This window comes from Allobosea sp. Root483D1, assembly GCF_001429505.1.
In the GTDB taxonomy this organism is placed as follows: domain Bacteria; phylum Pseudomonadota; class Alphaproteobacteria; order Rhizobiales; family Beijerinckiaceae; genus Allobosea.
Genome location: NZ_LMJW01000023.1, coordinates 429,859 through 450,822 on the forward strand (window position 1 = coordinate 429,859; position 20,964 = coordinate 450,822).

Below are 20,964 nucleotides of genomic sequence, written 5' to 3' on the forward strand. Positions count from 1 at the left end.
TGCTGATCGGATCAGTTGCCGGTTGGCATAGGCAGGCTGATACCTTCCTTCGAGAGCATCTCGCGCACCGATTGCAGCCGCTCGTAGTCGGAAAGCGTGATCGGTCCCGTGTACCCGTAGCTTTGCACCTTGCGCGGGGGGTATTTTACGTAAGTTTCCATTATCTTTTTGACTTCCTGCTCCATGACAACGCCCATCCAGGTGCGTTCAGTGAAGTTGTTCATGAAGATGTCGTAGCGTTCCTGGGGATCCTGCCAGAGATCGAACACTTGCGGGACTGTGGCGACGTACTTTTGAGCCCCCTTCCATCCCAGATTGGTGTCGACGGCGAGACCGCCCGTGGCGGCACCGTCATCGCCGCGTATGTTGAATAGAAACTTGTAGTTGTTGACGCGGACAGCACCGGGCGAGAGCTCGTTTTCGGTAAAGTAGAACCATGACTTCCGAGGCGAAGGGCCGGTGCCGAACAGCACCGGCGACATATCAAAGCTGTCGAAGATGATCGGCTGGTTGGCGCGATCCTGCGTCGGCAGCGGCGTGCGACCCACGGAAGCAAAGGTCGCCATCAGATCGAGACCACCGACGATTTCGTGATTTTTGCTATTCGGAGCGATCTTGCCGGGCATCCAGGCAATGGCAGGAACGCGGTTGCCGCCCTCGCGAAGCGTGCCCTTGGTACCGCGGAACGGGGTATAGCCGGCGTCGGGATAGACATCCTGCCAGGCGCCATTGTCGGTGGTGTAGAAGACCAGCGTATTTGCGGCCAGCTTCGGATTGGAGCGGACCTTGTCCATGATGCGGCCGATGCGCGAGTCGAGCTCATGCACCGAGTCGGCATATTTGCTCTTGGACAGCGACTTATGGATGTAGTCGGGGTGCGGCATATTGGGCTGGTGCACCTTCATGAAATTGATGCTCATAAAGATCGGCTCGGCCGAGTTCGCACTGCGATCGAGGTAGTCAATTGCGGCCTTCTCGACATAGCCGTCGAAGAACGGGATTCCGACGACGCCTTCACGCCCATTGATGACAGGCGTATCGACATACTGACCGTTGACCTTGAATTCCTCGCGTGCCGGCTGCCCGGCATTGCCCGAGAGCGCGCCCTTCGTCACGCGCTGGAACATTTCACGCAGATCAGTAGGCATGTCCGGGAACCAGGTCGGATCTGCGTAGGTGTAGGCATTGAGATGATAGAGGCCACAATACTTCATCTCGTCGTAGCCTTGCGCGTTCGGCAGCGCGTAGTCGGCTTCGCCCAGATGCCATTTACCAGTGAAGAAGGTCTTGTAGCCGCCGGTCTTCAGCACCGAGGCGAGCGTCCATTCGGCTGCCGGAAGGCCGCCGCCCTGGCCCTGGAAGGACACAGTGGTCATGCCGCTGCGGTTCGGAATGCGTCCCGTTTGCATGGCCGCGCGCCCGGGCGTGCAACTCGGCTGGGCGTAGAAGGAGAAGAACGTCATACCCTCCGCCGCCAGCTTGTCGATGTTGGGGGTCGGCATGCCGCGACCAATGCCCCCTCCATAGGGCCCGAGATCGCCATAGCCCGTGTCGTCCGACACGATCATGATGATGTTGGGTCGTTGCTGGGTCGGCGCAGGCTGAGCCTGCGCTTGCGCAGTGCCGGTCAGTCCGAGCAACGTCAGCGTCGTCGCCCCGATAAAGGCGGCGCAGGATCTCGAACGCCGGCCACCGAACGTCTGCCTCACGCTTTCGGCGGAACCGGGCGTTGCTTCCTTCAATAAGCAGTCAAACATAACGTTCTCCTCCTGCTAGAAAGATGCGTCAGAGCTTCCGCGCGTGATGCATCGGAACCCGAGATGGCTCGTGGACGTGTCGACTGGTTCGGCATGGCGCGCGGCAGGGCGGTAACGGCGGCAATAGTTCGGCGCGCAAAGATGGGAGCCGCCCTTGATGACCTTGCGTGGAATTCTGATGTCTGGCAGCGCCGGATCGAAGCTCTCGGATTCGCGCCCGCCGCGCGGGTTCACCGGGATGCAACAAGCCTTTGGAGCATCGGCGGCATGTCTTGATGAGTACCAGTCGGTGGTCCATTCCCAGACATTGCCGATCATATCCTGCAGGCCGTAGCCGTTTGGCGGGAACGCGGTCACCGGTGAAGTGCGGTTAAAGCCGTCGGCCGTCAGGTTCTGCTGCGGAAATTCGCCCTGCCAGGTGTTGGCAAGGTGCTTGCCTCCAGGCGCCAGTTCGTCACCCCAGGCGTATTCAGCGCGATCCAGCCCGCCGCGCGCTGCAAACTCCCATTCCGCTTCGGTCGGCAGGTCCTTGCCAGCCCACTGCGCGAAGGCGAGTGCATCTGCGAAGGTCACATGCACGACGGGGTGATTGTCGAGCGCGTTGATGTTGCTCCTGGGACCGTATGGATGTCGCCAATTCGCGCCTTTGAGCAGCGTCCACCATTCCCGCAGGTTGCGTAAATCGACCGGAGGTGACGGCTGCACAAAAGTGAGCGAACCGGCGAACAGCATCCCCGGCAATGCGCTTGGGTAGTTGCTGGGATCGGGCTCAGTTTGGGCAAAGGTAACGTACCCCGTCGCACGGACGAAGTGTTTGAACTGGCGGTTGGTCACCGGCGTGCGGTCCATCCAGAAGCTGTCGACGGTGACGCGGTGGACCGGCGCCTCTTCCGGATAATGCGCGTCGGACCCCATGTGAAAGCTGCCGCCCGCGATGAAGACCATCGGCGCCGCGACCCCGACGGCCCCTGTAGCTGCAGCAGAAGCGCGCATCGCCAGTGCCATATCAGGGGGCTCCTTTCGGCCACGCCGCGCCTATCGTCCCTTCTTCTCCTCCTTCAAAACGAAGTCGATTGCCTGGATGACCCGCTTGGTCGGGTTCGCCTTGCAGTGCACGATGACCTGATGGATGCCTTCTTTGGCGCGAGGCATGTTGATGGCGTGCTTCTTGGCGAGGCCATTATACCAGCCGCTGTACCAAACCCCGAGGAAATCGGCGTCTTCCTGGAACGTCCCGGCGAGCTGGGCGCAGGTCAGCTTTTGAACATCGATAAAGCCTTTGGCGTCGGCATAGGTGTTCAATCCGACCTGCGCCTGCGCAGCCGAAACGGAGCCGATGAAAGCGGCCGTGATAGTAAAAAGACTGCGCATTGGACGTTTCCTTCGTTTGCCGCCACTCAGCCACCGACGAATTCCATCTCGCAGCATTCCGTTACGGCGCTTTCGAGTTCGCTTAGCTGTGCTGGCGATCAAGGGGGTTGTACCGGGGCAGTCGGCAGCCCTCTACTGGACCATGGCCCAGTATCCAGATGATCCGACGTGGCTGGCACGCGCCCTAAAATGCGCTGGCTCAAAAGCGCTACGAGGGTCATAAATCGTGCGTCGGCAAGACAGCTCAGCTGTCGGCAGGGTTGCGATCCGTAAACATGGAAGCTTTCGGTTGTCTCGTTGTATCTGTCGTGGCGCGCACCTTCAGGGCGTGCTGCGGCCTGGTGCTTTTGCTTCTGATTGCGTTCGTTTCGTTCGCCGCTGCCGCAGAGGAAAGTACGCGGCGCATCCTCATGCTGCATGCGTTCAACTACACATTCCCAGCTACGACAATTGTCGGAGACGCCGCGCGAAAACGACTGCTCGAACGCTCGTCGCACAAAATCGACATCGATGGGGAGTTTCTCGACCTGGCGCGGCCTTCGGACTCTGGGCATGAGGATCGCCTGGTCGCCTTCCTCCGCGAGAAATATGCCCATTCACCGCCCGACGTGGTGATGACGCTGGGCAGCCTGGCCTTGCCGTTCATTGTCAGGCATCGCGATGCGATCGCGCCCTCGGCTCCCGTGGTATTTACAGGCATCTCGCCGGCGACATATTCGGCTTCGCGCCCGCCTCCCGACGTAACGGGCATCATTACCGAATTTAATCTCGATAAGACGCTCGCTCTCGCGGAAGCGCTTCAGCCCGACGCGCGGCGAGTCATCGTGATTGCGGGGAGCGGTCTCACTGACCGCCGCTGGCAAGTTGAGGCGCGAAGAACGATGGAAGGCCGGGGCAGGAAATTCGAGACGACCTACCTGTTCGAACTTTCCTATGACGCGCTCATCGCCGAGTTGGCGCGCGTTCCTCCCGACGCGATTGTGATCATTCTGACGGTCTTCGCGGATGGCACCGGCAAGACTTTCGTTCCGGCGGAAGTGGCCACCACATTGACCGCGCTTTCCCCGGCTCCGGTCTATTCGCCTTACGACACCTATCTCGGCAACGGCCCTGTAGGTGGATTCATCGAGACGTTCGAATCTGTTGGCGTAGCCGCAGCCGACCTCGCGCTTGAAATCATAGCTGGTAAGGATCCGGCGGCGCTCGCGCCGCGAACCAATCCTGGGCAAGCGTACCGGGTCGATTTCAGGGCCATGCAGCGTTGGAATCTGCGAGAAGGCGACCTTCCAGCCGGCACCGTCGTCTTGTTTAAGAAGCCGACGCTCTGGGACGAGCATCGCAATCTTGTGCTGGCCGCGATCTTCATCTTCGCGTTGCAGACGGTCGTCGCCGGCACCCTGCTGATCCAAAGGCGCAGGAGGCAGCGTACCGAGCTTCTGCTCAAGGAGAGTGAAGAGCGAATGACCTTTACAGCTGCGTCCGTCAATCTGGGGCTCTGGCAGTTCGACCGCGAAACCAACGAACTCTGGGCGACCCAGCATTCCAGAGCGCTGTTCGGCCTGGGGGAGGACGTTCCGCTCACGCTCGAGGCCTTCCTGGCCGCCATCCATCCGGAAGACCGTGAAACGGCGATTATGTCACTACGCAATGCCTCGACCTCGGATAAGCCGGCCGTAACGGATGTGCGCGTCGTGCTGCAGGGCGAACAACGCTGGATCCGCATCCGGGCTCGCTTCCATCCCGACGACCGAGGCGCTCCCAGCCAGGTAAGCGGAATATTTGTCGACCTCACCGATCAGAAGACAGCTGAGATCGAAGCCTCCTTGCAACGTCAGGAAATCACCCATCTCATGCGCGTTTCAGTGCTCGGCGAGCTTTCCGGGGCGATTGCGCATGAAATCAACCAGCCGCTGACGGCGATCCAGTCGAATGCGGAAACGGGATTGGACCTGATCGCGGCTGACTCGCCAGACCTGGTCGAGATCCGAGAGGTCTTCCAAGATATCGTCGACGACAACCGGCGAGCCAGCGAGGTGATCCAGCGCCTCCGCAACCTGCTGAAAAAGGGCGAGACGACGCTAGCGTCAGTCGACGTCAATGAGCTGGTCACCTCGACTCTTGGATTGCTGAACAATGAATTGATCAGCCGCAGGATCAGCGTCAAACTTGATCTGACAAGTGGCTTGCCCGCGACGATCGGGGACCCCGTCCAGTTGCAGCAGGTCCTGCTCAACCTTGTGATGAATGCGATGGATGCGATGGCTTCAACGCCAACGGCTCAACGGCTCATTTCGGTATCAACCCTTATTACGCGAGCTAGTGTGATTGAGGCACGGGTGAAAGATTGCGGCATCGGTTTCCAGCCCACTGAAGAATGCCGCGCCTTCGAGCCGTTCTACACGACGAAGCCCAACGGCCTCGGCCTCGGTTTGGCGATCTGCTCGACGATCATCGAGGCGCATGGAGGCAAAATCAGACTTGCGAACGACGATCGCGGCGGCGCGGTCGCCAAGATTACACTTCCGATACGATCCACGCTGCTCGCGGCCCAGTGATAGGCGATGTTCACGGTCTTCCTCGTCGATGACGATGCCAGGGTGATCAAGGCATTGTCGCGGCTCGTGCGAGTGAAAGGCTACAACGCCGAGCCGTATACCTCGCCGCAGGAATTCCTGGACCGTCATGACGCGGCAGTTCCGGGCTGCGCCGTTTTCGATGTCTCCATGCCGGGGCTCGACGGTCTCGAACTCCAGCAGGCGCTGTCGGCGAATGGGGCGAGCCGGCCCATTATTTTTCTGACCGGCAAAGGCGACATTCCGACGACCGTGCGAGCCATGAGGGCGGGTGCCGTCGATTTCCTCACCAAGCCGGTTAGCGTCCGCGACCTGATCGGCGCGATACAGCGAGCGGAGGAATTGGACGCCCGCTCGCGCCAGGCTCAAGCCCAATTGACGTCGATTGAAGCTAGGATCGCGACCTTGACCCCGCGCGAGCGGGAGGTTCTTACTCATGTCGTCGCGGGGCGCCTCAATAAGCAGATCGCCTACGATCTCGGGACCGTCGAGAAGACCATCAAGTTCCACCGCAGCTCGATCATGAAAAAGCTAGATGTCCGCATGGTCGCCGATCTCGTGCGGATGGCGGAGAAGGCCGGCATTTCCAAATAAGCAGCGGTACTGGGCCAACGGTCAGGTCGACAACCGGCAACAACGGCCACACCTTCTGAATCATGTCGGAAGGTCATCCCTGGATCGCTCTCGTGGACGATGATCCGTCCGTACTGAAGTCCCTGACCCGGACATTGCGCGTTCATGCGTTTCAAACCAAGGCCTATGGATCGGCTCGAGACTTCCTCGCATCACTTGCAGATGACAAGCCCGCATGCCTGATCGTCGACGTGCAGATGCCCGGCATGAGCGGCCTGGAACTGATCCAGCATTTGACGAGCGTTGGAATCCACATCCCGACGATCGTGATCACGGCTCATAGCGACATCAGGCTACGGGAACGCCCTGAGCCGGGTAACGTCATCGCCGTTCTGTCGAAGCCCTTGCGCAACGCGGCGCTGTTCAGTGCCATCAACGCGGCGATCGGAGACGCGTAAGCTCATGGATCCGGGCAGGCGACCCACACGACGAGGGTTTATCCTGATCGGGGTGCGGCTCTGCAACCACACCGGCGCTTAAAGCATATGACTCCAATCGGGAGCGCGGGAATTTCAGATTAGCGGCTAGCTGAACGATCTTCGAAATGCAGAATGCTTGGACAATTTGGGGGAAGCTATGCGCCGCACGCCGTTTTTATTCGCGCTCTGCATGTTGGCCTTGGCGAATCGATCGCAAGCAGCCGACCTTGCGCCCGTCCCACCGCCATCCATCGTTGCGCCGGTCCCCGACACCGAACTCCGGATCACGCCGTTCTTCTGGGCTTCGGGCATCAGGGGCGACGTACGTACACGAGCTTTTCTTCCGACGGTCAGTGTCGACGTGCCGTTCAAGGACATTCTTCAGAATCTCGACTTCGCGGCCATGCTGGCGGGTGAATATCGCAGCGGACGCTGGGGTGTCCTCGCGGATCTGGCTTATGTCGCCGTATCGGTCGAGGCACAGCGCAATTTCATCGCGCGCGCCCCCGGTTTCAGCAGCGCCGAGGTCAAATCCAGAACTCTGAATGCGACAGTCACCGGCTTTTTTCGATTTTACGAGAACAGCGGGTTCAGCGCCGACATCCTCGCGGGTGGGCGGGTCTGGTCGGCCTCGACCGATGTCGATCTCGCAATCGCTGGCGTCGTATCGCTCTCCGGCGGCACGGAGCGTACGTGGGTCGACCCCGTGGCCGGCTTACGCCTGCGTGCAAACCTGGGCAATGGCTTCGGCCTGAGTGCCTATGGCGATATCGGCGCCGGCAGTTCGCGGCTGACCTGGCAGCTACGCGGAACGATCGACTATAGCTTCAATGAGAACTGGTCCGTCTCGGTCGGCTACCGCCATCTAGCCGTTGACTATCGCAGCGGCAGTTACGTTTTCGATACCGCATTGAGTGGACCGATCATGGGCGTCTCGTACAGATTCTGATGGTGGGAGCAAAGAAGGGCTCCAGAGATCCGTGACGGGCTATCGCCGGAAACAGTTACGTGTCGCCTGATAAAAAACGATTGATAATCTTGCCCTACCGCTCGTTCTTGTCCGGCGTTGTGCCGTCTTGGCGCATTTGGTGCTTCCGATCTGACTGTTTATTCTGAGCCGCAACAGCTAACTCCCGCAACAACTGCTCGCGCCGCGTTTCCGGCTCAGGCATCCTCGCCACAAATTCCCGCACCCTCATCGCCAAAGCCCGATCACTCCCCTTCCCGGTCCGCTCGAGTTCCTTGGCGTGAGCCAGATACTGGGCTCGGATCTTTGTCTGGCGGTCGCGGGCCTTCGCCTCCCAAGGCCGGATACCAATGACGCCGGCCTTCACCGCGCGAACGACGTCGTCCCGCGCGCCCTTGTCGGTATCGGGAACGACGCCCCGACGGCGCAGCGCCACCACTGTCCCCTTGTCATGCTTGCGCACCTTCCCTCTCGTCCGCCGTGGCGTCGCCTCGGCGGCGACGCCACGTAATCGAAGCTCGCCAGCAAACCGCTCACGCCAGGTCGCCAGATCGGCCTTCCGGGGGTTCAAGCGCTTCCCGTTATAGTCCTGCGAGCGCACCGTCAGATGGACATGCGGATGCTTGTCATCGAGATGCTGGACGAAGACGTAGTCGTGGTTGGCCTCGAACGTCTCGATCGCGAACGCCCGCACGGCGTCCTTGACCGGGATCGGATCGGTTCCGGGCGGCATCGACAGGATGATATTGACCGAGATCGTCCCATCGCGCCGGCGCTTGTCGTCGAGTACCGTATCCTCGGTCCAGCGCGACTGGAGATCCTTGAGACCCTCCCTGCCGCGCATGAGCGAGCCCTGCTCCGTCTCTGCCGTCAGCTCGCCATTGCGCATGATGTATTCGAGATGGGATTTCAGATGCCCGGCGTCTTTCGTCCGCCCCGTGATCTTGACCATCACCTCCGGCGCCCGACCGACGATCCGCTCGAGCCGCGCGCGCATCGCCGGGGTGACCCGCTGCGGAGCTACCGGATCGGGAATGTCAGCCTCAGAAACACGCGGCCGTCGCACCGGCGTCCGCCAGACATAGGAGATCGGCGGCAGGTCATCGAGCAGCTCTTGCGCACGTTTCCCGCTCATCAGCGGCCTTCCCAGTAGGTGCTGGTTCGATCTACAACTTCCTTCAGCTCGCCTTGAAGAGCCGCGATCTGGTCGCGAGCCTCACCGATCACTTTCCAGCTCTCCGGATCGAGCCCAATCTCCGCGCGATGTGCAGCCCGAGCGATCTGGTTGATGTTGCCCCCAATCCTGTTGAGCTCGCGTGCGATGGCTCGCAGCGCCTCGCGCTCGCCCTCCGACTGCTGCGCCGGAGCGCCCAGCCGTGACCGCACCAGCGACGTGATCCATTGCGTACGCGTCATCCCGCGCGCCGCGGCCAGCTCGCCGAGCTGACCCAGTTCGCTCTCCCGGAACCGCACCGTCACCTTCTGCGGCGCCCCCACCGCGACCGGCGCGCGCTTCGACTCCGGAGCGCCAACCGCGGTCTCTAGCAGCCGGCGGATCAACGCCGATTTTCCGCCTTCAGTAGCTGCGAGAGCCGCGAACTGCAGCGCCAACTCATCCGAGACCCGCAACGTTAAAGTCGGCATCGAGGCCTCCTCTTCGCAAGTACGAGCCGGCCCGTTGGCGGCGCGCCTGCTCCAACGCCAGCGGGCGTAATAATTCGCTGGCGGCAAGCCTATCCTGCACTAGCAAGAGTCTCGACGACTCTCAACCATCCACCGCGGCTACCGATTCGAGAAGGGGGGCACGTCGACAAAGCGGAGACAGCACACAGCAATCCGCAAAACACGCGAGGCCGGGCAAGAAACAAGGGAGCGTGCAGTCAAACGCCTTGTGGGTTGAACCACAAGATCAGGGTCGTGATCATCGCGGGCGAAGTTGCTCTCAGCCGACCGACACGGCCTCGATGCGCAAGGCGCCGACAGCAACATCCTCGATGGCACCGTCATCGAAGACGACGCGGGCAGAGCCCTCGCCTGTTGTCGCGGTAGCATCGAGAACCAAAGAGCCGCGTCGCTGGCCGCTTCGTACCCGCACGGTCACCAACGCCCTGACGCGCGCCCCTGCCTGCTGCTGCAACGAGGCAGGCGCCTGCTCCCTGGGAAAGACACCGCGATACGGCTCCACCGTTGGCACCGGGGCAGAAACGCAACGCTGCAGACCACTGGCCTCAACGTTTGCCGACGCGTCACCAGGCGATCGGACGGTTGAGGAAAATGCTCTCGCCTCCGCGTCGGTGAAGCCGTCCCGACTGACGACCGCCCGCTCGACGGCCGCCGGCTCCTGACGCCAGGCCTGGTAGAGCTCATAGACTGCGCGAATCGAGCTGCTGGCGAGCATCTCCTGCAGGAATGGCGGCATCCTCGGCACGGCGCCGTAGCGCGAGACCCAGTCGCGGGGTTTGCCTAGGCGCCGCGCTATCTCCGTCTGCTTCTCGCCCGCCGCCAGCCGAGCCACGATGAAGCGCGCGATTTCGCTCGCCTTCAGATCATCGCGCTGGATGTTCTCGACCATCTGCGCGTAGGGATTGGCCTCAGCGGCGTCCTGAACGACGATCGGCGCCTCGACAAGCTCTGCCAGCTTGGCGGCGCGGTAGCGCCTCGCACCCATCACGATGATGAAGCGGCCAGCCTGTGGCGACCGCCGAACCACGATAGGTTGGAGAATGCCCTCGACCCGGATCGATGCCGCAAGGTGCTCGAGTTCCTCCTTGGGAAACTCCCGTCGCGGCTGATCGGGATCCTCGTCGATCAGCTCCAGCGCGATCCTGAGAGGCCGGCCATCGAAGCCGCCAGCGGCAACATCCGCCAGTTCCTTGAAGCTCAGATCCAATGCCATACGATCCTCACGCCATCTGCTCGACGATGCGCGACAGCACGGTGCGGATTTCGCGGCCGGCCTCTTGCGCCGAGCGCTTCTTCAGCTTCCAAACGGGCTTCCCTTCCGCGACAGCTTCGGCATAGCCGTCCCGCGCGACGATATGGCCTGGAAAGACGTACTTGCCGGCCTCGCGCAAGAGCTGATCGAGATGGGCGCGTTGGCGCGGCGACTTCGTGTTGAAATTTGACGGCAACAGCCCAAGAAACTTCATGTCGAAGCGGCCATAGCGCTGCTGTACTCCGATGACGGTCTGGAGCAGGCCTTTCACCCCCTTCACCGAATAATCCTCGAGATAGATCGGCGACAGCACATGGGTGGCGGCAACCAAAGCAGCCACGCTGCGCAAACCCAGCGACGGCGGCGTATCGATGACGCAGACATCGAACTCGGCGCTGCCGGCCTGCAAATTGTCGCGGAACTGCTGGATGCCGGCCGCGACTCCGCGATCGACATCTGTGAGAGAGCTGTCCGAGGCCGCGAGCGTGATGCCCTCGGTGCCGGAGGCTAGAGGCACCCTACCAGACCGAAACAACTCGGCAGCGGCGACCTCGCCGCGATGTCGCTTCATCGTGTCGGTCGCGTTGCCTTGTGCATCAGCGTCGATCAGCAGGACGCGACCACCGGTCTCGGCCATGTACCAGGCCAGATGCACGGCCAGCGTTGTCTTGCCAACCCCGCCCTTCTGGTTGTTGATCACGATGGTCTTCATCAAAAATCCGACATGCAGATAATCAGAGTGGCGCAATCTATGCGGGCACCTTCTGACCGCCGATCGCGGCGACGAGATGACGGTGTGGTTCAAACCACACCGGCTCAACCATCAACTTCGGCAACTCTGGCCTGCGCGCGCACAGCCCAGCTGCACATGCGAAGAGCCGGCCCGACGCGCGTGGCGTCAGACCGACAGTTTCAGATCGCGATGTTCAGAACGGTAGTGCGGCCAGCTCGGCGGCGTGAACCGCAGCGCAGATCTCGGCGTCGGCGAAGTAGGCCGCCTCAGTCTCGCTGCGATCTCCCTCGGTGAGCAATTCCAGCTCGCGCTTCGCATCGCGCCGCTCCCGCGGCGTCAGGCACGCATTGTTCAGTTCGGCCTTGAGCTCGGCGATCTGCTGATCGATCGGCATGGTCATGAGAACCTCCTTCGTCTCGAATGGACAAAGGCGCGCCACGCGTCGGGGGAGACCGGGTCAAGGATCGGCGCCAGCCGACCGCCGCAGGCGGCGCGTGGGGGAGCCGAAATGCGTCAGCATTTTGGGGGCACCGCGCGTCCTTGAGGCGGGCTCCACCGGCCGTACCATGGGCCGACCAGAGAGCCCCTCCAGTTCGCGCGGGAAGCACCCACGAAAGACCTGCCCGGCGCCAAGCTCGCAGGCTGGCCGTTGCTGATGCCGCGCTGCGAGAGGATCGTCACCCGAACCGGCCGAAACCGCGAAGCGGGTTTGGTGAGCGCAGCGGCAGCGGAGCGAGTAGAGCCGTGCGCCGCACGCGTCTCGCCTGGCTCGTTGCTTCTGCAAGAAGGTGCCGTTCATCGCGCCAGATTGCGAGCTGTGGAACACCGGCCTGTTCTCCCTCGGCGGCGCATCGGTCATACGCAACTGGGGCGGGATCGGCACAGGCGGCCAGTCGATGGTGGAAACCTTCGATCAGTCTAATGAGCTGACACGGAACTGAGCCAGCTCGAGCAAAGCAAGAGGCGCCGGGGCTATTTCGATTGGCTTTAGGGCTAAGCAACGGGCCTATCGGTTGAGCGCTGGCTGGATCCGCGCCGGTTTCCAGTGGATTGTCCACCGCATCGCCGTTTCCTGTCTTTCCTGCTGGCCCGTTCGTGTTGTGATGGACAAGCAGAACAGAACAACAGGGGAGTGTCTTTCATGGCTACAGCAAGCGAGATCGCCGACAAGATCGCCGGCGAGCAGGGTCTGACCAAAGCGCAGGCGAAGATGATCCTTGACAGCGTGTTCAAGCTGATCGCCGATGCCGCCGCCACCGGCGGCGAGACGAACATCGCCGGCTTCGGCAAGTTCAAGGTGAAGGACAAGCCGCAGCGCGAGGCCCGCAACCCCGCGACGGGCGCCATCATCAAGGTTGCGGCTTCGAAGAAGCTGACCTTCGTGCCGGCCAAGGCGGTCAGGGACGCACTCAACGGCTGAGATGAAAGCGAAGGCCCCGCCTCGCGGCGGGGCCCTCTCGTCGAAGGCGTCAGTCCCGGCTCGGGCGGGACCAGATCAGCTGCAGACCCTCCTCGCCTTCCACCTCGACCAGGGTGGCGTAGATTGGAGCGGGGAAGCTCGGATCGTCCAGCTTGACCGAGAGGTAATCGCGCCCCTCGCCGGAGACCTTCTGCCAAGCGGCGCCGAGCTCGACGTTCGCGGCGGCGAAGACCCGGAAGTGGGGACCCTTATCCGAGGGGTTCTCGATGCGGACCAGCCGGGCCTTCACGTTGAGAGCAAGCGTGCGGATCGAGCCGGTGAAGCCGTTGCCGTTGGTGGTGAAGCTGCCGATGTTGGCCATTGTCTCATTCCTTTGGTTCCGGGCCGCGCCCATCGCGACCCGATGGCGGTCGTGAGGCCGGGGGCGATCGACCCGCACCCATTCGGGGCTGGAACGAAGTGGAAGGCGGCCGGAGACGGCATTTTTGCTTCGCGATGCAAAGCCGGCCGGGGTCCCCTCCGGGGTGGCGGGCGGTGGAAAAAAGCCGGCGCCGGCCGTTGCGGGGACAAGATCGAGAGCGCCCAGCGCTCGTCCCTCGGTCAGACCAGACACATCGGGTCGCGATGGGGTGGCTTTCGCAGCCTCGGGGGAATGACGACAGGTGCCGACGATCAAGCTCGATCCACGCAGACCGTCCTCTCCGTGAGACTGCTGCCCATCTCCGGCATCATCGAGGCCACGTGCAGCGCGGACAGCTTGGGCGGAAGCCCCCCAGGATTTGCTCCTGCCTGAGGTCGAACCGGGCTTCGCCATGCGGTCGATGCAGATCCCGGCGTTATCACGAAGGCTCACCGCACGATCCGAGCCTCCGCTGTCCGCCGCGGCCACCAGCTTGAGCAGGACGGCGCGGTCATAGCAGCCTGTCGGCGCCGGGCACGGTCACGTCGGCGAAAGGGCCCCGCCGCGAGGCGGGGCCACAACCCGTGGGCACGGCCCTTGTCCTGGCCCAATGCCGCCGCCGGGCTCCTCACCGCCTCCGGGACCGGAGGAAGGGAGGGCTCTGGCCCCTCCCTTCCAAATGCGAATGGAGACGAGATCAGGCGGCCTCTCGCTCCGCTTCGGGTTCCTGCTGCAATCCGTGCAGATAGGTAACTGCGCGCTGCGCATGCGCGGCTGCCTTGAAGATCGCTCGCTTGTCGTCGGCGAGGGCCTTCAGCCAGCTTGCGATATAGGCGGCATGATCGGGCCGCGGTTCGAGTTCCGGAACGATGCCGAGATCGGCGCAGACCAGCGCCGAACCAATCTCAGCGACCAGCTCCTCCCGAGCCCGTTCGGTACGATCTTTGCCGTAGCGGCTGAGATCTCGGCCTACGCGGCGGGAATCCGCCGTCCAATGCACGATCTCGTGGCTGAGGACAGCGACGTAACCGGCGGCGTCGCGGAATGTCTCGAAGGGCGGCATCTGGATGTGATCGGCCGACGGCGAATAGAACGCCTGCGCCCCTCCATGCCGAATAACCGCGCCGGTATTTGCGAAGAAGCGGTCGGCGCGCCCGATCCGCTCGTCCGGATCGAGGTGCGGTGCCGGCCCCTGATAATAGTGCTCCGGCAAGCCCTCGATTTGCTCGACGTTGAAGACGCCATAAGCCTTGAGGAACGGAATCTCCTTCTCGACCTCGTCACCGCGTGCGTCGGTCTCGGTTCGGGTGAACCGGCTCGCATAGATCACGGTAGCGTTGGCTTCGCCCTTGCGGACGTGTGCGCCCAGTTCGCGCGCCTGCCGGAAGGTCATCCAGATCGGGGCCAAATATCCCCGCGCCATGGCCTCTGACCAGAGCAGCAGCACGTTCATTCCGGTGTAAGGTTCGCCATTGTGGCGCAGGGGGCGGGTGACCCGCCCGGTCGCGTTTCCAGCACTCCACGGCTGAACCCAGGGGCGCACCCCTTTCTCCAGCTCGGTGACGATGCGCTGGGTGATGCGTGCATAGATATCCGCACGCGGTTCTTCTTCTGTCTTTCCCATGGTCCTGAACCTCCGTTTCGGAGGCCGCGCCCATCGCGGCCGTCACGGCGGTCCAGCGCCGGGGAAATCAGGGGGGCGGCGCACCCACCGGGCCGAAACGAAGTGAAGGGCGGCAACGCCGCTGCGCCGGCCACCGGCCCCGGCAGGAGCGACAGCCGAGACGGCCGCGATGGGCGCAGGTCCGTTCCTCCCCTTTGTCGGCCTCTCCCGGCGGAGGGTGAGACATGCGAGCAGGCCGGTCCCTGATGCGGTCAGCCGGCTCGATATGCGGTGGTGGAGAGGGGCAAGGCCAAGGCCTCGCCCGAGGCGGCTCAACCGAGAGCCGCCATCTGGAGGTCGGCCGCCTTTCGGTCGACACTTCGCCCGGAGTTCTCGACCGGTCGCTCGAAGGGCTTCCAGCGCTCGCCGACGACCTGCTCGTAGGCGGCGACGGCACCCTCGGCTGCCATGAGGAGCGCGTGGGACTGGATCGCCATGTCCGCGGCGAACTCGCGCTTGCGCTGGGCGGCGCCGTCAAAGCCGACCGGGCCGTCGAGATCCTCGTCGCGGGCATCGCAGGCGGCTTTCGCCGTGGCGTCGCGGGCCTCCGAGACCGCGCGGCTGTAAAACTGGCCCGCGCCGTGGGCGGAACCGACATAGGCGCCGACGATGCGCTGGAGATGGATCTGCATCGCGCGTTCGCCAAGGCCTTCACCGAGCGCATCGGCGGTCTGGACGATCAGCTTCTCGTGGAGGTCGCGGATGGCGTCACCGTCGACGGTGGTCAGGCCGAAGCTCTCGGAGATGAGCGTGGCCTGGCCGGCATCGGGGCAGCAGAGCCGAGCCATGTCGAGGCTGGTGCCCTTCCGGAGCGGGACGACGCGCGCGGTCTGGCGGGGAGCGGCAGCGGTCTTGGCCATGTGAGGATCCTTTCCTGGCGTTTCTCTCGAGGGCTAAGGCCGATTTCTGCCGGCCCTCCCTCGGGCGCGGTCAGGGAAACCCGGCGACAGGCGGACGCTTCAGGGTCCGGGGCCGCCGGAGCGAGCGGGGCGGAGCGTGCGGACAAGCAGGGCGGGTAAGCCCTCGCGCAGAACGCAGGCCCACCCCGCCGAGCCTGGCGGTTTCGGCCGCCTCGCGGCGCGGAACGCGGCCTTGAAGCGGCCGGCCGCCGGTTTACGACCGTAGCCAGACCCGAGAGGGACCGGCAGGATCGGCTCCCCCCNGAGGCGCTCAGGGAAAGGGCCGCATGTGTCTGCTCCGCGCCTCCTCCATCCGGCGGAGGTGGGAGCAACGTTCGGGAGAAGGCGTCACGATGCTGTCCTCCGCGCCAGGCAACGAAGCTTGACGGGCCCGCATAGACGCGGTGGCGAAGGTCATCGACGACGAAGCCGAAGCGGCCGATCGTGTACTCGGCCGAGGGCACGAGGAAGCGCCGCTCCTCGGTCCCAGCCCCTTGCCGGCCGCCAGGCGTGGCCACAACCTCGACAAAGCCGGGCTTGTGATCGCAGGTTATCGCCAAGATCACGATCCAGTTGCCAGCGTGCTCCTGCTCGAAGGACCGGCGATCTTTCTCATAGGATTCGCCCGGGGCGAGCGCGCGGCCGAAAATGCTTTCACAGGCATCCGGCCAACCGTTCTTGGCGTGTCCGCGGTCGAGCGGATCTCCCGGCGACCGAGCGCGCGCTTCTCGCGTTGGTGCTCCGCATTCTCGACGACCTCTGCCCGGAAGGCCGCCTCGTCGGCGAGCTCGCCCGCGTGGCCGTAGAAATCCGATCGGGTCCACTCCTCGATCGGGCGGCGGATGCGCCACCCGGTCGCAAGATAGAGCCGATTGTCTTGGGCCGACACCACGGCGAAGGCCGTATCGCCCACGCGGGCGACGAGGAAGCCATCGGCACTGCGCCCATACTCCACCTGCGGAATCCCGGAGGTGAGGTCGATGATGGAAGGAGCGGGCATCGTCATGCGGCCCTCCCCTCGATCACATCAGACCCGACCTCGTCGGCCGTGACCTCCTCCAGCACGGCGATGGGATAACCGTGCCGCGTCAGCCATTCCAGCGCATCCGCACGATGGCAGGCGAGATAGACCAGCACGGCGTCCTCGCCGCTCCGGTCGAGCACGCGGATCGAGCCGACCTTCGGACGTTCGGTCACGACGAATTTCAGCGCGCTGTCGACCGAGAAAGTCCGGTGGACGCGAAGCACGATGACGCCCCCGCCGCCATAGTCGCCGGCATGCAGCGTGCAGCGTGCACCGATCAGCATGTTGCCGATACGGGCCTCGGCCTGCTTGCGAATGAGCCGGCCACTGCTGTTACGCTCCTCCCAGGCCGAGAGTTTCTTGCGGTGACGCACGGGCGGACGCGGGGTGCCATCTGAATAGCGGACGATCGAGCCGAGCGGCGCGAGGTCGAAGATCAATTGCGCGGACATCATGTCCTCCTGTCGGGAATGCGGAAACGAAGCCGCCGCCGGGATGGGCCGGCGGCGGGGTGTCGTTCGGAAGGATGATTGGCGGGACGGCTACGCCGCGTCGCGGAGAGCTTCAGCCTCCTCGCCGGCGAACTGATCGCCGTCCTCGCCATCCTGACCCTCGAGCTGGTCGACGGCGTCCGCGTCCTCCGCGACGGCGTTCCTGGACAGCCAGTCCGTCAGCTTCGCCTTGTCCGGCAAAAACCGTGCGGCCGGATGCACGAAACTGCGCTCCTTGAAATGCTCGACCAGGGCAGCCCGGGTATCCTTCACCCGCTGACGCGGCAGCACGGGCGTATCCCTGCACGAGCCCTCGAGCGCCTGCCGGGAGAGGCAGGAGAGGAATTCGTCCGTTCCCATGTTCGGTAGGAAGCCATCGGCTCCGATCGCATCTCCGGCGATGCGCGCGACGATGCCGGAGTCGGAGCGGTTCTCCCGGCAGGAAAGCGCATCGATCAGCACGGCGCGCGCCACCTGCTGCAAGGTCTCGTGGTCGAAGCCGAGCTTGCCGTCCTCGCCGATAAGACGCACGGCGTGGCGTTCCATCCGGGCGAAGCCGTAGACATTACTGGCGGCGCCAGAGGCGATGGAGATGTTGCGGCCAGCAAAGGCGAGGACCAGCAACGCCAGGAGCATGTCGTCCTCGATTGGCGCCCGGGCGAGGGCCTCGTGCAATGCGTCGGTGCGCAGGTCCCCGATCATCGCCTGGCCGATCCGCGTCACGTCCGGACGGGGCTTCGCCATCGCAGGCTCGGTGGAACCTGCGGTCGCATGCCCCTTGTCCTTCGGCTTCTGGACCTCGGGCATCCGGTAAACGACGTTTTGAACTCGCCCCTCGCGATCGAGATACAACGCCGTGTGGTCGGACTTGCCGGGCTTGCCGTGAACCCTTTCAGCTTTCGGAGGCAATTTCGGATCGCCCCATTGTCCAGTCTCGACGATTACGCCGCGCTTGGGCAGATGAGTGGACATCCATTCCTGCTGCGCCCCGAGGAAGGCCTCCACATCGGTGGTGTAGCGGCCGTCCTGGTCCGCCGGGGCGAACAGATCCTCGACCCAGGCGATGCCATAGGCCTGGGCGAGCTCGTCGCCGAAGCTCGCATCCGTGGCGTACATCCGCTTCTTTTCGAGTGCATGGGCCACCTGATGCCATGACACCCGAGGGTTGGCCTTGCCCGGCTTGTATTTCTTCCAGACCTCCTTTTGCTCGTCTGTACTCGCAGCGGCGATCGTACGGAGGTAGCGCTCTTCGGGCATGTCGCCAGTCGCGAGATGGTCGAGCATCGCGGGGAGAAGATTGGCGAGGAGCCGCAGCTTGCGGATCTGTCGCGGGGTCTGCGCGAGGGCGACCGCAATGGCCTCTTCCGTCCAGGTCGGCGCGATGAGTCGTTCGATCGCGCGCCACAGATCGACCGGATTGAGCGGTGCGTGACTGATAGTCTCGACCAGCGCCTTGAGCGCATCCTTGTCGACGTCGGGATCGGCGACGATGGCGCGAATTTCGGCCAGGTCGGCGTTGATCGCCTGCTCGACCCGGCGATGGCCGAGCTGAATAATATAGCCATTGCCACCCCCGGGCTGTGGCAAGATGATCGGCGGCACGACGACGCCAACTGCTCTTATCGTCGCAAGCAGAAGGGCGTCCGCCTGCGGCGTAGCCTTGGTGCGGCGCAGCGGATCGGGATTTGGAGCCAGCGCACGCGGGTCTATCGTGATGAGTTGCATGGTAATTCTCCTGTCAGGGGCCGGACCACGCCGTTCGCGGGTCCCTTTTTCGTCTTCTTTCCGAAGACACCCCCCGGCCCGTGGAGCGATGGGCCGGTGCAACTGCGGGCGAGCACCCTGCCCGGTCGGCCAAGCGGGGCTGCCAAGCCCTGCGCGGGACGCCGCGGCCGGGACTGCGCCGCCGGCGGTTGAGCGTCAGCGTCACCGGCTCGGACGATCCGCGAACCGGGTTCTTTCCCCTTCCTCCCTTTTCTCCCTGCGATTCCGTCTTCGCTGTTTCGCGCACTGAACCCGATTTTTGCGCGCGAACCGCTTTCAGTGCGTGGCGCCCAATTATACGGCGGCCGGTTTGAACCGAAGGGCGCGCCGGCGTTCTACACCTCCCTGACCATCATGACCGCCCTGAGGGAAGCCAACCAGGCCGGTAACTCCAGCCAACGACGCTCGTCGCCTACGAGGCCGACATCGAGAATATCTTCGATTGTCGCGACGAAGCAACGCTTGCGGCCGAGGGGATGAGGGCGTCCGGCAGGCCGCGCTCGTCGCGCAGATTGCGCCAGACCATCGAACCGAGCCAGGGCTTACGGCGCCGCGACCATCGCTCGGCGATGGACAGAACCCGCCCAGAAGCGCGCGGCGGGCGAGGCCAGGCCGGATCTTTCGGCGTGTAGCCGACCAGGGAAGCAGCACGGTCGAGGCCTTCGACGAAGGAAACGCCATCAAGGTGCTCCACCAGGCCGAACACATCGCCCTTGGCTTCGGACAGGGCATCGCACCAACCCCGGCCGGCATGGATCACGATGACGATCGCGTCGCCGCGGCGGTACTTGACCGCCTTGCGGGTGCTTTGCTGTAGGTCGATGGCAAATCCCGCTTTCTCGAGCACCGCCGCGCACGGCACGCGCTCCCGCAATGCCTCCAGTTCTGTCCGTTCCATGGGTCTGCCGGCACGCGCTCGCGTCCCGCCTTCCTTGCCTGTTTTCCCTTATCCCCGCACTTCGCGGAGCGACCTCCGGACGCCGCAAAGAGCCAAGGCGGCGAGGGCGCCACAGCGGCGTAAGCCTCCCTTGCCGCCGCAGCTCGCAAGCGGCATTTCCGGAAGGAGAAGGGCCGGCTCAACGAGCCGGCCGGCTTTCGAAGGGATCGAATTCGGCGATGGTCTCAACCTCGCCGTCGGCGAGTTCGGCGGAAGGCAGGACGCCGAACGCCCCGTTCGACTGGAAGACAGTGACCGGAACCATGAGGGTCTGAGCGAGCTGGAAGGCGTGGTTCTGGGCGAGCGTCAGATCGTGCGACATCATGAAGGCTCCATCGGGGAGCGGGCCCATTCCCGCTCGATGGCTCCGTCAGTGTCCGGCCCCGGACGCGATCACCGCGCAGGGCAAAGCCCAAGCGGCCGCAGCTTGCTAGCGGACCCCTCGGGGTTGATCGTGGAAGTCCGGGGCTGGACCAGGACGCCATCCCAGACGAGCGGGAGTGGGTTGCTCCTGGATCGCCCGCCTTCATCTGGACGATCCGACGCGGCCCCGGCTGTCCTTTCGACGCTTCAGGACGAGGCTGGTCGTGCGACGCGTTCAACCAGTGGGTTCGTACGGCCCGCGGTTGCGTCGCAACTCCTCATCGACGATCGCCTGGACCACCGCGAGATTCATCTCCGCGCGCGGCGAGATCCGGGCGACCCGCTCTCCGCCCTGCGCCAGGGATCGAAGCACGCATGGGTGAAGACCCGCAGAGGCTTCAGTTTAGCCGACAGCCCGGCCCGAAGGGAGACGCCAGACGCTTCCCAAACTCTGTTTGCACCACTCTTGAAATTTCCGATCAAGCGCCAATACTTGGGCTGTGTCATGCTGGACCGGTCGACCCATTCGAAGATGGTGTCGCGGGCTTCGCCTAGGGTCCAGACTCACAACCAGTAGCTGACGGTCGCGGCGATGCAGACGGCTGCGAGGAAGTT

Annotated in this window: 21 protein-coding genes and 2 pseudogenes; 7 read left to right on the top strand and 16 right to left on the bottom strand. The window is 63.7% G+C overall.

Going from position 1 to position 20,964, the window contains the following annotated elements; translation table 11 throughout:
* Positions 1–11: 11 nt before the first annotated feature.
* From ASE66_RS31095 to ASE66_RS31105, 3 genes are all read right to left on the bottom strand, one after another.
* Complete coding sequence (locus ASE66_RS31095; protein WP_211200685.1) at positions 12–1,568, bottom strand: arylsulfatase; 1,557 nt, start codon at positions 1,566–1,568, stop codon at positions 12–14.
* A 204-nt stretch (positions 1,569–1,772) separates the two neighbouring features.
* Positions 1,773–2,762, bottom strand: a complete 990-nt coding sequence (locus ASE66_RS31100; RefSeq protein WP_057193822.1) for a formylglycine-generating enzyme family protein — start codon at positions 2,760–2,762, stop codon at positions 1,773–1,775.
* Positions 2,763–2,792: 30 nt separating this feature from the next.
* Entirely contained in the window at positions 2,793–3,230 is a 438-nt protein-coding gene (locus ASE66_RS31105; RefSeq protein ID WP_320409803.1) for an HdeA/HdeB family chaperone, read from the bottom strand.
* 173 nt (positions 3,231–3,403) lie between these two features.
* Here ASE66_RS31105 and ASE66_RS31110 point away from each other — a divergent pair, with 173 nt between their 5' ends.
* The 4 genes from ASE66_RS31110 (at position 3,404) to ASE66_RS31125 (ending at position 7,702) form a co-directional block, all read left to right on the top strand.
* The gene (locus ASE66_RS31110) at positions 3,404–5,683 is read left to right on the top strand and encodes an ATP-binding protein (RefSeq protein ID WP_057193824.1); all 2,280 of its coding nucleotides are present in this window, start codon (positions 3,404–3,406) and stop codon (positions 5,681–5,683) included.
* A 6-nt stretch (positions 5,684–5,689) separates the two neighbouring features.
* Entirely contained in the window at positions 5,690–6,295 is a 606-nt protein-coding gene (locus ASE66_RS31115; RefSeq protein ID WP_057193825.1) for a response regulator transcription factor, read from the top strand.
* A gap of 92 nt (positions 6,296–6,387) precedes the next feature.
* Positions 6,388–6,732 carry a response regulator gene (locus tag ASE66_RS31120; RefSeq protein ID WP_057193826.1) on the top strand — a complete coding sequence of 115 codons (345 nt, stop codon included), beginning with the start codon at positions 6,388–6,390 and terminating at the stop codon, positions 6,730–6,732.
* 178 nt (positions 6,733–6,910) lie between these two features.
* Positions 6,911–7,702 carry an outer membrane protein gene (locus ASE66_RS31125; protein WP_156412433.1) on the top strand — a complete coding sequence of 264 codons (792 nt, stop codon included), beginning with the start codon at positions 6,911–6,913 and terminating at the stop codon, positions 7,700–7,702.
* Positions 7,703–7,796: 94 nt separating this feature from the next.
* Here ASE66_RS31125 and ASE66_RS31130 read toward each other — a convergent pair whose 3' ends face one another.
* From ASE66_RS31130 to ASE66_RS31150, 5 genes are all read right to left on the bottom strand, one after another.
* Entirely contained in the window at positions 7,797–8,855 is a 1,059-nt protein-coding gene (locus tag ASE66_RS31130; protein WP_057193828.1) for a relaxase/mobilization nuclease domain-containing protein, read from the bottom strand.
* Positions 8,855–9,364, bottom strand: a complete 510-nt coding sequence (locus tag ASE66_RS31135; protein ID WP_057193829.1) for a plasmid mobilization protein — start codon at positions 9,362–9,364, stop codon at positions 8,855–8,857. Before ASE66_RS31135 ends, ASE66_RS31130 begins: the two co-directional genes overlap by 1 nt.
* 298 nt (positions 9,365–9,662) lie before the next feature.
* Positions 9,663–10,616: a ParB/RepB/Spo0J family partition protein gene (locus ASE66_RS31140; RefSeq protein WP_057193830.1), complete on the bottom strand. Its 954-nt coding sequence runs from the start codon at positions 10,614–10,616 to the stop codon at positions 9,663–9,665.
* A gap of 7 nt (positions 10,617–10,623) precedes the next feature.
* Positions 10,624–11,367 (bottom strand): ParA family protein, encoded by a 744-nt coding sequence (locus ASE66_RS31145; RefSeq protein WP_057193831.1) that lies wholly within the window; start codon positions 11,365–11,367, stop codon positions 10,624–10,626.
* A gap of 214 nt (positions 11,368–11,581) precedes the next feature.
* Positions 11,582–11,788: a hypothetical protein gene (locus ASE66_RS31150; RefSeq protein ID WP_057193832.1), complete on the bottom strand. Its 207-nt coding sequence runs from the start codon at positions 11,786–11,788 to the stop codon at positions 11,582–11,584.
* 388 nt (positions 11,789–12,176) lie between these two features.
* Between ASE66_RS31150 and ASE66_RS31885 the strand changes: the two genes are divergently transcribed.
* Together ASE66_RS31885 and ASE66_RS31155 are read left to right on the top strand one after the other, a co-directional pair.
* Positions 12,177–12,329: a WGR domain-containing protein gene (locus ASE66_RS31885; RefSeq protein ID WP_320409804.1), complete on the top strand. Its 153-nt coding sequence runs from the start codon at positions 12,177–12,179 to the stop codon at positions 12,327–12,329.
* A gap of 200 nt (positions 12,330–12,529) precedes the next feature.
* Positions 12,530–12,808 (top strand): HU family DNA-binding protein, encoded by a 279-nt coding sequence (locus ASE66_RS31155; RefSeq protein ID WP_057193833.1) that lies wholly within the window; start codon positions 12,530–12,532, stop codon positions 12,806–12,808.
* 49 nt (positions 12,809–12,857) lie between these two features.
* Here ASE66_RS31155 and ASE66_RS31160 read toward each other — a convergent pair whose 3' ends face one another.
* The 6 genes and pseudogenes from ASE66_RS31160 to ASE66_RS31185 all read right to left on the bottom strand — a co-directional run bounded on the left by ASE66_RS31160 (position 12,858) and on the right by ASE66_RS31185 (position 19,010).
* Positions 12,858–13,169: a DUF736 domain-containing protein gene (locus ASE66_RS31160; RefSeq protein WP_057193834.1), complete on the bottom strand. Its 312-nt coding sequence runs from the start codon at positions 13,167–13,169 to the stop codon at positions 12,858–12,860.
* A 736-nt stretch (positions 13,170–13,905) separates the two neighbouring features.
* Positions 13,906–14,832 (bottom strand): ArdC family protein, encoded by a 927-nt coding sequence (locus ASE66_RS31165; protein WP_057193835.1) that lies wholly within the window; start codon positions 14,830–14,832, stop codon positions 13,906–13,908.
* Positions 14,833–15,143: 311 nt separating this feature from the next.
* The gene (locus ASE66_RS31170) at positions 15,144–15,731 is read right to left on the bottom strand and encodes a hypothetical protein (protein WP_057193836.1); all 588 of its coding nucleotides are present in this window, start codon (positions 15,729–15,731) and stop codon (positions 15,144–15,146) included.
* A gap of 401 nt (positions 15,732–16,132) precedes the next feature.
* A pseudogene (locus ASE66_RS31175) lies at positions 16,133–16,776 on the bottom strand (DUF7007 domain-containing protein); the annotation flags it as partial.
* Positions 16,773–17,246 (bottom strand): hypothetical protein, encoded by a 474-nt coding sequence (locus ASE66_RS31180; protein ID WP_057193837.1) that lies wholly within the window; start codon positions 17,244–17,246, stop codon positions 16,773–16,775. The gene ASE66_RS31180 and the pseudogene ASE66_RS31175, both read right to left, overlap by 4 nt.
* A 90-nt stretch (positions 17,247–17,336) precedes the next feature.
* Entirely contained in the window at positions 17,337–19,010 is a 1,674-nt protein-coding gene (locus ASE66_RS31185; protein WP_057193838.1) for a ParB N-terminal domain-containing protein, read from the bottom strand.
* A gap of 273 nt (positions 19,011–19,283) precedes the next feature.
* Here ASE66_RS31185 and ASE66_RS33610 point away from each other — a divergent pair.
* A pseudogene (locus ASE66_RS33610) lies at positions 19,284–19,537 on the top strand (RES family NAD+ phosphorylase); the annotation flags it as partial.
* Here the strand turns inward: ASE66_RS33610 and ASE66_RS33615 are convergent.
* Both ASE66_RS33615 and ASE66_RS31195 read right to left on the bottom strand, forming a co-directional pair.
* Positions 19,462–19,947 (bottom strand): hypothetical protein, encoded by a 486-nt coding sequence (locus tag ASE66_RS33615; protein WP_057193839.1) that lies wholly within the window; start codon positions 19,945–19,947, stop codon positions 19,462–19,464. The pseudogene ASE66_RS33610 and the gene ASE66_RS33615 sit on opposite strands and share 76 nt — an antisense overlap.
* Before the next feature lie 178 nt (positions 19,948–20,125).
* Complete coding sequence (locus tag ASE66_RS31195) at positions 20,126–20,308, bottom strand: hypothetical protein (protein WP_057193887.1); 183 nt, start codon at positions 20,306–20,308, stop codon at positions 20,126–20,128.
* Between the last annotated feature and the right edge of the window lie 656 nt (positions 20,309–20,964).